The sequence below is a fragment of the Paenibacillus sp. FSL H3-0333 genome (assembly GCF_038002805.1).
GTDB lineage: Bacteria > Bacillota > Bacilli > Paenibacillales > Paenibacillaceae > Paenibacillus_AQ > Paenibacillus_AQ silagei.
This window is the reverse complement of record NZ_JBBODG010000001.1, coordinates 2,838,414-2,851,409: the sequence shown is the minus strand read 5'-3', so window position 1 is coordinate 2,851,409 and position 12,996 is coordinate 2,838,414. Positions and strand designations below refer to the sequence as shown.

10 protein-coding genes are annotated in these 12,996 nt (G+C 53.0%); 6 read left to right on the top strand and 4 right to left on the bottom strand.

Annotated elements, in window-relative coordinates:
* Positions 1-17: 17 nt before the first annotated feature.
* The gene (locus tag MHH78_RS12425) at positions 18-1,829 is read right to left on the bottom strand and encodes a hypothetical protein (RefSeq protein WP_341167577.1); all 1,812 of its coding nucleotides are present in this window, start codon (positions 1,827-1,829) and stop codon (positions 18-20) included.
* Positions 1,830-1,867: 38 nt separating this feature from the next.
* Positions 1,868-3,010 carry a DUF2264 domain-containing protein gene (locus tag MHH78_RS12420; protein ID WP_341167576.1) on the bottom strand — a complete coding sequence of 381 codons (1,143 nt, stop codon included), beginning with the start codon at positions 3,008-3,010 and terminating at the stop codon, positions 1,868-1,870.
* A gap of 121 nt (positions 3,011-3,131) precedes the next feature.
* On the opposite strand from MHH78_RS12420, the gene MHH78_RS12415 reads away from it, so the two are divergent.
* A complete protein-coding gene (locus MHH78_RS12415; protein WP_341167575.1) occupies positions 3,132-3,962 on the top strand; it encodes a helix-turn-helix domain-containing protein in 831 nt (276 codons plus the stop codon).
* Between the two features lie 259 nt (positions 3,963-4,221).
* Here the strand turns inward: MHH78_RS12415 and MHH78_RS12410 are convergent, their stop codons facing one another.
* Complete coding sequence (locus MHH78_RS12410) at positions 4,222-4,986, bottom strand: response regulator transcription factor (protein ID WP_341167574.1); 765 nt, start codon at positions 4,984-4,986, stop codon at positions 4,222-4,224.
* An 18-nt stretch (positions 4,987-5,004) separates the two neighbouring features.
* The gene (locus MHH78_RS12405) at positions 5,005-6,801 is read right to left on the bottom strand and encodes a sensor histidine kinase (protein ID WP_341167573.1); all 1,797 of its coding nucleotides are present in this window, start codon (positions 6,799-6,801) and stop codon (positions 5,005-5,007) included.
* 193 nt (positions 6,802-6,994) lie between these two features.
* Here MHH78_RS12405 and MHH78_RS12400 point away from each other — a divergent pair, with 193 nt between their 5' ends.
* The 5 genes from MHH78_RS12400 to MHH78_RS12380 all read left to right on the top strand — a co-directional run bounded on the left by MHH78_RS12400 (position 6,995) and on the right by MHH78_RS12380 (position 12,963).
* Positions 6,995-8,332: an ABC transporter substrate-binding protein gene (locus MHH78_RS12400; protein ID WP_341167572.1), complete on the top strand. Its 1,338-nt coding sequence runs from the start codon at positions 6,995-6,997 to the stop codon at positions 8,330-8,332.
* Between the two features lie 92 nt (positions 8,333-8,424).
* On the top strand, positions 8,425-9,297 hold the full coding sequence (locus tag MHH78_RS12395) for a carbohydrate ABC transporter permease (protein WP_076081290.1): 873 nt from the start codon (positions 8,425-8,427) through the stop codon (positions 9,295-9,297).
* The gene (locus tag MHH78_RS12390; protein ID WP_341167571.1) at positions 9,297-10,127 is read left to right on the top strand and encodes a carbohydrate ABC transporter permease; all 831 of its coding nucleotides are present in this window, start codon (positions 9,297-9,299) and stop codon (positions 10,125-10,127) included. Before MHH78_RS12395 ends, MHH78_RS12390 begins: the two co-directional genes overlap by 1 nt.
* Positions 10,128-10,310: 183 nt before the next feature.
* Positions 10,311-11,480 (top strand): YncE family protein, encoded by a 1,170-nt coding sequence (locus MHH78_RS12385; RefSeq protein ID WP_076086941.1) that lies wholly within the window; start codon positions 10,311-10,313, stop codon positions 11,478-11,480.
* 301 nt (positions 11,481-11,781) lie between these two features.
* Entirely contained in the window at positions 11,782-12,963 is a 1,182-nt protein-coding gene (locus MHH78_RS12380) for a YncE family protein (protein WP_341167570.1), read from the top strand.
* Positions 12,964-12,996 lie beyond the last annotated feature (33 nt).

The window sequence follows — 12,996 nt, the reverse complement described above, 5'->3', positions numbered from 1 at the left end:
TACCCATGCCGTACGCCTTATATAAATTGAAAAGTAAACATCAATACGCCCTCTGCTCCGGGCTGGAGAACCTGGAAGTCCAGAGTATTCCACACCGTGTCCTGGCCATAGTGATCCTGGTACACATGTGCGGTAATCTCCGGCCGGACGATCTGCGGATCGTAGATCACCTGAACGCCGTGGCCTTCGGCACCCGGTAGCAGTACTCGCCCTGTACCCGTCAACTCCGGTCTGCGCCACGTTACGAACCGTTCCGTCCAGCTTGCCGGAGCTCCGTCATAGCGGTAAGTGTCTGTCAGCTCCAGACGGGGCAGCTCCTCCTTATGCCAGACCAGCGAACGGACCAGGGATTGCAGTCCGGCTACCGGGTACGCCCGGGCCAGCTCCAGCGTCAGCTCATCTTTCGCCTCCGCTGCCGATGCATACAGCACCGTTGCCTCGAACTCCCGTCCTGCCCCCTGGTACTGGCCGTCAATAATCGGCACGCTGTGGCCCTGCGACCCGTTGCAGTCATAGCCGTAACGGCCGGCACCGAAATAGTCCGACGTGTACTCTCCGCTGCCCAGATCAGCCGCGAAGATCTCCCCCCGGCCGCTCAGAATAAATTGGCCCAGGTCATTATGGTTATGCGGCTCGTCGTTATGGCCGCCCTTGGCCGCGAAGCCGAAGGCGCCGGCAGCGGAGATATGCCTTGCTACCAGCCAGGCTGCATCGGGCAGATAGCTGCTGCCTGCCTCCCATGACTCATTCTCCTCTCCGGATCTTGTCCAGATCAGATTGCGCAGAGCCGGTGCGAAGCGGCTGCAATGATCCTCTGTGAACGGGGCGCGCAGCGCAGAAGGCGGGCGCAGGACATCCGGATAGACGTCCGCCAGATAATGGGAGAGTCCCATATGCACCCGCACCCGGGGCACGGAATCGGAGAAATTAGCGACATAGCTGCCGTCTATGAAGCATTGCTGCTGGAAGCGGGCGATCTGTGCCACCTTCTCCTGCTTGAACCAGTCCAGCGTGCCTCCGCTTCTTGCACGGAGCAGATCGCTGTAATAAGTGAAATAGCCGAACCCGTAATTCCAGTAGCCCAGCCCTTCCTGGCAGGCTCCGTCTGCCCCGAAGCCCTGCAGATAATAATTCATGCTGCTCTCTGTCTTCAGCAGGATCTCCGCCAGCATGTCCTTGTCCTTCACAAGCAGCAGTGCAGCCGCCCCGACAGAACCCGCACAGACCGCTGCCCAATTGTGAGTCGAGGTCTCCCAGAAATAAGGGCCATGCGCAAGGAACGGCCGGAAAATTCGATTCTCCACCTCACTGCGTATCCGGGAGCGGAGCAGCAGCGGGAGACGCTCCCCGAGCAGGAGCAGAATTTCGCTTAAGGTAAAGCCCGTCTCGGAAGAAAACAGGTCGATATGCCGATTAATGTCTGCAGCATCATGCTTCTCAGGAAGATGAGCGGGAACACACCATGTGTACTCATCGCAGATCGCCCATAGAATATCTGTAAGCTGCTCCAGAGCTGCTGCATTCTCCGGCTCCAGCAGACTAAGGAACACATACGTATTCAATCTTCTTCTCCGTTCAAAATAAGGCCGCTCATACTCCAGTCTCGACCCCGTCTGCCGGAAAAGGGTAAACAAACGATACGTCAGCAGCGGTATAGGCTGCCCTTCCAGCCTCCGTGCCTCTGCATGAATCTCACTGAGACTGGCTTGTAAGACTTCAGAAGATCCCGCCTCACTCCAAAAAGCGGCCGCATCCCCTTGCGGATAATATAAGCTGAGATCTGCCGGCTTCATGTTCTCTACGATTGCCTTAAGTTCCTGTATGTTCATGCCCAAGCTCCCTCTCCTGTTCGCTCTGTCTGTATCCCTTATTCCAAAGCATGGTCCCGCATCACATTCTCGCCGTCTGCGATTCTCCGGGCCGTCCATTTCATGTCCTCTCCCGACCAGAAGGGGTCAGCAGGAGGCAGCCCCAGCGGCAGGAAAACAGCGGCGCACAGATACAGACTGCCCGTATTAATGTAGCTCTCGGCCAGCTCCGGCTGATAGCCGTAGATCCCCGGCTGCAGCCAGCCGTTCTCATCCAGCGTGCCCGGGTATTGCATAATCCGGCTAATGACAGCGGTCAAAGCGCAGCGCACCTGGGCCGGGGGCAGCGAGTCTTCCAGGAGATGCTGGAGCGCCGCCTGCGACAGCAGCTGAAATGCCCCGAACCGGTAAACGATAGAACGCCCAAGGAACGGATACGTTCCGTCCGGGGCGATGCTGCGCTCCAGCACGGAGGCATATCTCTGCGCCCGCTGCTGGACCAAGGATCTAAGCCGGGCATACTCCTCATTCTCCTGTTCGAAAAGGGTAACCACATCCAACAGCATCGGCTGAATGACAAAGCTGTTGTAATAATCCCAGTGAAAATCCTTTCCGTCCCCGTAGACCCCGTCACCCTTGTACCAGTCCATGAACATGTGGACCGCATAACCCACCCGCATCCGGTCATACTCCGGGTCGCCCAGCAGGTATAAGGCTGCTTCCACCATCGCACTGAACAGCAGCCAGTTGCTGCCGCTGGGGGCGGTCCGCCGCGTCTGCTTGAGCGCCGCAATCAGATTGCTTTTGACCCGTGTGTCCAGCCGGGCTGTAACCGCTTTCGGTGCCCGCACCAGAGCATGGGCCAGAAATGCCGCATCGACCAGCGGCTGGCCCTCGGTCTTGAATTCCATATAGTCAGGCGACTGCGGATCGACCGCCGCATCAATCGCTTCCAGCATCAGCCCGGCATAACGGGCCCTCAGCTGCTCTTCTTCACCCTCAAGCCCCTGAAGCTCCAGCCAGGGAGCCATGCCGCAAGCCAGCCTTGCAAAAGCTTCCAGATGCGCAAACTGGCTGCGCCCGCTATGAAACTCCGCAGGTAACTGTTCTTTCAGTTTCCGCGCGGAGAGCGCCTCCAGGACCGGCGTTCCAATCCGCAGCATCGTATCCAGCCAGTATTTACGCTGTTCTATCCCACTCATCCCTAGTTCCACCCTCTCAGGTATTCTTCTTCTCTAGTGTATTGTGGTATTATTGCAATGTCTTTGCGAATAGTGGTGAAATATTGCGTATATTGTGATCAACATGAAAGGGGCAGTGACAATGAAGCATGCCCGGTATTATGAAACGTTCGACGGCGATATTCTGGCCGGTATCGGCAATTCCCCGATCTCGCCGACAAGGGATTTCCATATCCATGACCACTACGAAATCTTCCTGTTCCTGGGAGGCAGCGTGAACGGCTTCGTGGACCAGTACAGCTATCCGCTGGAGCGCGGCGACGTCCTGTTATTCAACAATCATGAGATTCATAAAATCATCAACCGCTCCCCCGACCCTTATGAGCGGCTGACCATACATTTCAAAGCCCCGCTGGTCTATCCGTTCTGTACGGCAACCACGAATCTGCTGGCCTGCTTCCAGAACCGCCAGCCCGGAGAGAATAACCTGGCCCGGATGGAGGAGCCGCTGCTCTCGGAGTATACCGCTCTCTCCTCACAGCTGATTACAGCCCTGGAACGCAAGCAGTACGGCAGCGAGGTGCTGGCCCTGACGTATCTGATTCAGATTCTGGTACTGGTCAACGAGCTGTACAGCCGCTCCCGTGCCGCCGTGCCCAGCATAATCTCCTCCCATATTCAATCCGCGATGAGTTATATCGACAACCACCTGCACCTGAATCTGTCGCTGGGGCATATCGCCGGGGAGCTGAATCTGGATAAATATTATCTCAGCCATCTGTTCAAGCAGCAGACCGGAGGCACCATCTACCGTTATGTGCTGCTCAAAAAGATCGCGTTATCCAAGCAGCTCCTGTCCGCCGGCAACTCCGTGTCCGATACCTGCTACCTGTCCGGCTTCAATGATTATGCCAATTTCATCCGCACCTTCAAGAACATCACGGGCATTCCTCCAGGAAAATACGGCAAATAAAAACGGCACCGCCTATCCGCAGCGCTGCCGTCTTAGCAAGAGAACTAATGATTTTGTTGTTGCGGGCCTAGCCGTGACTCCAGAGAAGTTTTGGACTTCCGGCCGCTGTTGTATTAGGATTTCATGAATTTGTACCACTCTTTGCGGTAGAAATCCTAATACAAAGGCGGACGCTACCGCTCCTCCAGTTCCAAAATTCCCCTCCGCCACTTTTCTCTCAACTCAAATTCTTTAAGATCGATCTTTATACCCGCTACCGTCACCGCTCCCCTCCCCTATACTCCGTAGGACTTACGCCCGTATAGTCCTTGAACACCTTGGAGAAATAATGCTGGTCGCCGAAGGACAGCAGCTCCGACAGCTCCTTCACCTTCAGCTCCGGCCGGAGCGCGATCAGCCGGCAGGCTTCGGCTATCTTCAGCCGCATGCTGTAATGCACGAAGGTCTGGTGCGAATAGCGCTTGAAGATCCGGCTGACATAGGAAGGGCTCACGTGGAACTTAAGCGCGGCCTCGGTAATGGAGAGCGGAGCGTAGAGCTGCTCCTGCACGTATTGCTCCAGCTGCCGGAACAGCTCCTCGCTGCTCTTAGGCCGCTGCTGCCCGGCTGAGATCGCTCCCTCCGGCAATCCTATTCTGCTGCCCTCCTGCTCCTGCAGCTGTGCGACCAGCCGCTGCATCACTTCGACAAGCTGCTGCCGCTCCACCGGCTTCAGCAGATAATCGAATACCTGCAGATTCAGCGCTTTGCGCGTATACTCGAAGTCGCTGTAGCCGCTGATCAGCACCGCCTTGAGCGCCGGATTCACCTGCCTGCACTGCCCGATCAGCGCAAGTCCGTCCAGCTTGGGCATGCGGATATCAGTCAGCAGGATATCCACCGGGTTAGCCTTGATGTATTCCAGGGCATCCAGCCCGTTCGAGGCGGTGGCGGATATACGGACAGGCAGCTCCATAGACTGCAAAAGAGCCTCGATATTCCGCAGAATCGGCTTGCTGTCCTCTGCAATGATAGCGGTATACATAGCGCTCCCTCCCCGGTTCTAGTAGAAGTCTTTACTCATAGATGCGATAATCTGGACCGTGGCACCCTTTTCCCCGTCTAAGTGGTTGTAGATGTTGAAGAACAGCCGGTTCCTGTACATCAGCTTCAGCCGGTTCACCGTATTCACAATCCCCATATTGCCAATCCCTGAGGTATCATGCCGAAGCTCGTTAACCCCGGAATCCGAGTCCTCAATATTGTCCAGAATCTCCCTGATCCTGCCCGGCGCGAAGCCTTCCCCGTTATCCCGGATTTCGATGGCCCACAGACCGTTATATACCTTCACCCGCACCTCAATCCTCCAAGGAGGGTCCGTATTCTTAAAAGCATGCTCGATACAATTCTCCACGAACGGCTGGATCACCAGCCGGGGCAGCTCAATCCGTTCAAGCCCCCCGTCCCCGTCAATCTCCCACTCCAGGTCATCCTCGAAATTTTGCTGAATCAGGGACAAATAATGCCGGGTATGCTTCAGCTCCTCCGTCAATGTCACATGCTGATAAGGGGAGGACACAATATAGCGCAGGCTGTCCGAGAGATGCTTGCACATTTCGGTCACCACGTTATTCTTCCCTTCCTGGGCGGCAATACTGATCAGATACAGGACATTGTGGATAAAATGAGGCGCGATCTGGGCCTGCAAGGCGGAATTCCGCGACTTCACTTCTTCGTGGAGCGCAAGCTTTTCCCGTTCGATGGATTCCTGCAGCCGCTCCAGCAGCTCCTGAAAAGCGCTATTCAGTTGAATCAGCTCATTGTTGTGGGTACGCGGGCCCGTCTTCATATTCAGGTTGCTGTAGTTCATCCGCAGAATCTGGCTGCGCAGCTTGCGGATCGGAAGCAGCAGGTTCCGGGTCGAGAAGTAGATGAAGATGAACGAGAACAGAATCAGCGCGGTGATCAGCAGAATAGAGATGTATTTCACCGAATTGACCGGGCCCAGCACCACATTCTTGGGGTTCACCACGTAGGTAGTCCAGCCCGTCTCAGCAGAGCGGTGGTAAGCCACATAGTTCTGGCCGCTGCTTAGATAAATTCCGCTAGCTGCTGCAGATTCAGAGGGAGACGCTGCGAATTCGGGGACCTTCTCCCCTTCACGCAGTGCCGGAGAGCTGGAGACCAGCCGCTGGTCCTGATCTACAATATAGACCTTGCCGCCCGCCAGGCCCGCAGCAGATCTGTTCAAATACCGCTGATCAAGCTGCACCGCCAGATAGCCGAACACCTGACCATTCTGGTTCCTGATCGCACGCACAAAAGAGATGGCATCCGCCCCCTGCCGATAGAGCGCGTAACCGCTTGCATTCCAGGTCGGCAGGTTGCTGCTCTCTTCCAGAAACGGCCTGAGCGAAGCCGGGCTATCCGCATATCCGATATAGGTTGCCACCCGCTCCCCTGTCAGATCATAGATCATCATATCCTCAATGTTCAGACTCGGCCCCAGCGCCTGGAACATGATGTCCTTCAGCCGGCGGCTCCGGGTCAGCCCTTCAAGGGTAAGCTGTGAGTAATCACCTGCGGACAGCAGCGTGAACACCTCTTTGTTCGACAGAATCCGCTGGGAGAGCTGGTTCTGGTTACTGATATACAGGTTCAGCTGGTCGCTGACCTGGACAGCCGCCCGCTTCATTTCGTTCTCCGTCTTGTCCTTGAGCGGCTGGATCACCATATAATTCACGTAGACCAGGAAGCAGCCCAGCACAATCAGCAGCAGCAGCATGAAGGTGAAGAAGAATTTCGTTTGCAGACTGGCCTGAACCCTGCCTCCGCGCAATTTCTGAACAATAGTAGCCAAGCCCGAGCCCTCCCTGAACCTTAGGATGCTGCCTACTTTACAACCAATCGGGCGAAATGACAAGCCATCCCCGGAGTTCAGAATATTACACAGAAAGTGTCAAGTACAAACATGTACCTTGCGCCGTCCTCATTCTATAATGGGCAATGTAAACGGATTCAGTTCACAGAAAATACACTACGGGGGCGATCACATGAGTAAGCAAATGAAGAAAATCGCGACAGGCCTGCTCGCTGGAATCATGACCTTAACGCTGGCGGCATGCGGCTCTGACAATTCAGGTAAGGGCAATGCTGCGGCAACGGACAGCGGAGGCGGTAACAGCGGAGGCAGCAGCAGCGGCAAAAAGGTAACCATCGAGCTGGCCATCTCCAAAAGCTCGCAGGATTCAGCGTTCGTGGCCCAGGATGTGCTGGATGAATTCGAGCAGAAAACCAACATCAAAGTAAATCTCCAGCTGCTTCCGGCAGAACAGACCGCCACCGTACTACAGACCAAGCTGGCCGTTGACGAGGTGCCTGACCTGATTCAATATAATCTCGCCAGTGCGACCACGGACCTGAACCTGGAGCGTAATTTCGAGATTCTCGATAATGAGCCTTGGGTGAGCCGGCTGCTGAATAAGGATGTGCTCTCCGCTTACGATCATGTCTACAGCTTCCATTACAGCCAGGATACAGGGATGCAGGGAGTCGTCTATAACAAGGATATCTTCAAGGACTTGGGGTTGAGCATTCCGAAGAACTACGAGGAATTCCTGGCCGTGTGCGAGAAAATCAAGGCCAGTGGCATTACGCCGGTGTTCATGCCGTTCAAGGATAACTGGGCGGCGAATATCTGGCCGGCAGCCGCTTTTGCTGACTGGGCAGCCAAGAATGAGCCATCCCTGTTCGAGGACATTAATGCCGGCCGCAAAAAGTGGTCCGATGTCCCTGAATTCGCCACCTTCCTGGACCAACAATACGAGGTCTACAAGAAAGGCTACACCAACACAGACATTCTCAGCGACAGCTACGATATGGCCGTGGGCAAATTCCTGAACAAGGAAACGGCGATGATGTTCATGGGCGACTGGCTGATCGTGAACGTGGCCGAGAAGGACCCGAATGTGCATCTGGGCCTGTTCGCCATCCCTTCCTCTGAAGACGCCAAACTGGGCGCAAGCCCGCTGGGCGGCCAGCTGTTCATTCCGAAGAAAGCCAAGCATATGGATGAAGCGAAGAAATTCCTGGAGTTCCTTGCCACCAAAGAAGTCGCACAGAAAATGGTGGACAGCCAGGGCTCCGTCTCCAACTTCAGCGATGTCACTACACCGAAGCTTCCGGAATACAAGCAGGAGATTGTCGATCAATATATCACACCTAAGAAGACTACGCTGACCACAGATGCCTACATGATCGTAGACCGCAGCGAGCTGTACCGTCTGCTTCAGGATGAATTCGCCGGCGGCCTGGATGCCCAGGGCGTACTCAAGGCCTGGGATGAGAAATTCAGCCAGCTGATGAAGGACAAAGGCGTGGAAGGCTTTTAAATCAAGTATCCAATCTGATTAACCATACAGCAGGCAGAATAAAGCCCGTCCAGGGCTTTATTCTGTCCCTGGCTATATAGGAGTGTGAAGAGATGAATGTATCCAAGAGACTATACTCGTATTACCTGATCTGGCCTGCACTGCTCATCTATTCGATCTTCTTCGTGCTGCCAGCGCTGATCGGACTCTTCTATTCCTTCACCGACTGGCGGCTGGACCGAGAAGCTATCAAGTTTATCGGCTGGGACAATTTCGAACGGATTTTCACAGATCGAACGCTATTGCTTGCGATGAAAAACACAGCGATCTTCGCCATCGTTACCGTACTCGGTAAAAATCTGCTCGGCATCGCGCTTGCGGTCGGCCTGAACATGAAGCTGAAGTCCAAAAACCTTCTGCGGGCGATCTTCTACTCGCCGTCGATCCTCAGCGTGCTGGTCATCAGCATTGTGTTCACGCCCATGCTGCGCTCCGACGGGACGATTAACCGCATCTTCGAGGCTGTGGGTCTGCCTTCGCTGAGCCAGGCCTGGCTGACCAATCCGGCTCTTGTCATCTGGACAGTTGCCTTCGTATCCATCTGGCAGCATACCGGCTTCCAGATGGCGATCTATCTGGCCGGGCTCCAGTCGATCTCCAAGGAATATTATGAAGCCGCCACCATTGACGGCGCCGGCTCCTGGCGCAGCTTCCGCAGCATCACGATTCCGCTGCTGCTTCCTGCGATCAACATCAACCTGATGCTGACCCTGATCGGCGGCCTCAAGGTATTCTCCGAGGTATTCGTGCTCACCGGCGGGGGACCGGGCAATGCCTCCCAGGTGGTCGGTACCATCATCCTCCGCTCGTTCGGGGAAGGCAGCTGGGGGCTGGGCACAGCCGTCAATACCCTGCTGTTCGCTGCTGTAACTGTCATCGCCATTCCCCTGCTGATCTTCATGCGGCGTAAGGAGGTATCGGAATAATGAGCTTTTCCCGTAAAATGGCCTGGCGAAACTATCTGGTGGAGGGGTTCCTGATCCTGGCCTCGCTCCTGATTATCCTACCGCTCCTGATTATGCTGTTCGGCAGCTTCATGACCAGCTCCGAGGTACTGAAGTTCTCCCTGCGGCTCCCGGAGGAGTGGAAGTTCTCCAACTATACAACCGTCTTCAAGGAAGGCGGTCTGGGACGGGCATTCCTGAACGGGATGCTGATTACCGGCGTCTCGTCTGTTCTGAATATCTTCACCTCCTCGGCGGCCTCCTTCATTCTGGTACGCCGGGAGACCAAGTGGTCGAATTTCCTGTACATGTTCTTCTTCATGGGCCTGATTGCGCCGATGTCCACCATCACCACGATCCGTGTTGTGCAATGGATGGGCTTCTATGGCAGCATCACCAGCGTCATTCTGATCTATGCGTCGCTGAATACGGCGTTCAGTGTGTTTCTGTACAGCGGATTCATCCGGTCTATTCCGAAGGCGCTGGATGAAGTGGCTTTTCTGGAGGGGGCGAATACCTTCGATGTGTTCTTCAAGATCGTCACCCCGCTGATCGTCCCGGTGAACGCCACCGTAGCCATTATGGTCTTCATGTCCGTCTGGAACGACATCACCATTCCGCTCTATTTCCTGACGGACAGTTCGGACTGGACGATGCCGCTCTCGGTATACAATTTCTACGGCAAGTACAGCCGGGACTGGAACCTGATCTTTGCGGATCTGGTGTTGACCTCCCTCCCCGTACTGATCCTGTATATCTTCTGCCAGAAGTACATTGTTAGCGGACTTACGGCGGGAGCGGTCAAGGGATAACCTCAGCCCCTTTTGTGGCTTTGTTGGACAAATGGATTATTCGGGCCGGAGCATTCAGACATAACATACAGCAGACAACCTGATGCGGCATCCGGGAGATCCGGCGCGCCTGCCCATCCGGTTGTCTGTCCGCCGGGCCCGGCGAGTCCATGAGCCAGAAGCACATGAAAGGGGCTTTTAATTATGAATACAAAAATAGCAAACCACAGAAGAAATCTAGCATCAAATTTTAATCCTTACGTGTTTGCGAGTTATGAACTTTCCTATTATTTTGGCTACGTCGCTGTCATTGATCCTGTATACAATAAGGTCACCAAACGGATTCCGGTAGGCCTTAACCCTGGTCCTATGTGCTTGAATCCAAGTGAGGATAAGCTCTATGTAGTAAATACGGGCAATGATTCGGTCACTATCATTGATGCATATAACTTTAACGTTATCAAAACCCTTCACATTGGCTCTTCGTCCACCTCTAGCGCTCCTGTTGCTATCTTCGCTGCTGCTAACGTGAACAAAGTCTATGTAGCCCATTCGGGTAACAGGGCCGTTACAATTATTGACTCCGTCACAGATACGGTTATTAAGCAAGTGGATTTGCCTAGCGGAAGCGGCTACCCTTTTGCCTTTGCCGGTAAGGTGAACAGTCTCTTTGTCTTTGTTGCATGTAAGTCTAAAGATAATGATAAAGGCAAGGTTGTCGCCATTTCCGTTGACGATGATACCGCCCATCCAGTTGGGGATGATACTCCGCTTGAATTTGACGGGACCCACAACCCCTTGACCGTGTACCCAGGCGGAGTGGAGCTGGTCACACTTGGGCCGACTGGCATGTTGACTCATTTTGAACAACTTACAATTGGTCCGTCCAAAACTTCAAGTATGCTGGACAATACGGTATCCGGGATCTATCTGGATAACAATATGTTATTTTGCACCTCGCGGGAAGATAGAGCCTATCTGAAAAAATTCAACAACCTGTTCATGGACCAGCAAGGAAACATCACCCATGATCAATTCACAGAAATTCCTAGCTACAAAGGCCAGGATAAAATCCGTGTTTCAAGTGATCAAAGTACTATTTGCATCACCATTCAACCCACCACTTTCCCGACAGGTGGTCTGCAAATTTACGATGTAAACGCTGCTAGTTCACGGTTTGTTCCGCTCCCTTATGTCGGTGATTTAGCACTTTACGATTACATCATTGCCTATGTAGGACAACTGACTTCGATTCAACCGATAGCTTTGGGAGATCCAAGTAATCCCATTCCTGCTATTCCGATTGGCACAAGTCCCTCAGACCGCGTCAACGTGAAGAACATTATTTCCGGTTATAGCAATCAATCCTTGTAATGCACATTTAGTATAATAATCGAGCTGTCTCTTCAAGTCGAAATGGACTTGAGGACAGCTCTTTTTTTGCCAGAAATGCATTGTAAGCGGACTTACGGCGGGAGCGGTGAAGGGGTAACCTCAGCCCTTTTTGTGGCTTTATTGGACAAATGTACTATTCGGGCCGGAGCATTCAGACATAACATACAGCAGACAACCTGATGCGGCATCCGGGAGATCCGGCGCGCCTGCCCATCCGGTTGTCCGTCCGCCGGGCCCGGCGAGTCCATTATCCAGCAGCACATGAAAGGGGTTTTTATTCGTGAATACGAATATGGCAAAGCGTCGCAGAAATTTATCATCAGGTACTAATCCTTACGTGTTTGTGAGTTATGAACATTCCCTTTACTTTGGCTATATTGCTGTCGTTGATCCTGCACAAAATAAGATCATTGAACGGATTATGGTGGGCCCAAAGCCCGTATCTATGTGCTTGAATAACCAGGAGGATAAGCTTTATGTAGTGAGTAATGTCCAGGATTCGGTCACTATCATTGATGCGTATTCCTTTAAAGTTATCAAAACCCTTCCCATTAGCAGTTCGTCCGCTCAAAGCGCTCCTGTTGCTATCTTCGCTGCTCCTCGCGTGAACAAAGTCTATGTAGCCCATTCTGGTGACAAGGCCGTTACAATTATTGACGCTGACAAGGACGAGGTTATTGCACAAGTGGAATTGCCTGACGGAAGTGGCTACCCGTTCGCCTTTGCCGGTAACATGAATAACTACTTTGTCTTTGTTGCCTGCAAGTCTAAAGATAATGATAAAGGTAATGTTGTCGGTATTGATGTTGAATATAACACCGCTCAACCTGTTGGGGAAGATATTGAGCTTGAATTTGACGGGATCCACAACCCCTTGACCTTTTATCCAAATGGAGCGGGGCTGGTCACATTTGGACCGACTGGCATGGTGGTTGTTTCTTCATTTCATGCAATTTTAGAGTCCAAAGCTACAAGTCTGCTGGACAATACAGTATCTGGAGTCTACCTGGACAACAATTTGTTATTTTGCACATCGCAAGAAGATAGAGCTTATCTGAAAAAATTTAAAAACCTATTTTTCAACCAGCAAGGAAACATTACCTATGATGAATTTACAGAACCCGCCAGCTTCAAGGGCCAAGATAAAATTCGTGCTACACATAGTCAAAATTATATTGGCATCACCATAAAGCCCACCACTTCCCCGACAGGTGGTCTGCAACTCTACGATGTAAACACTTCTAGTTCAAAGTTTGTTCCGCTCCCCTATGTAGGTGATTTAGCGTTTGCCGGTGACAGCACGGCTTATGTAGGAGAGGTGAACTCGATTGTTCCGATTGATGTGGGAACGGCAACAGCGCTGCCCGCTCTTCTGATTGGCTACAATTCCACTGATCGCATCACCGTCAATAATATAATCTGCGGTTATAGCAATCAATCCTTGAATGTAGATTTAGTATAAAAATCGAGCTGCCGCTTCAAGTCGAACTGACTT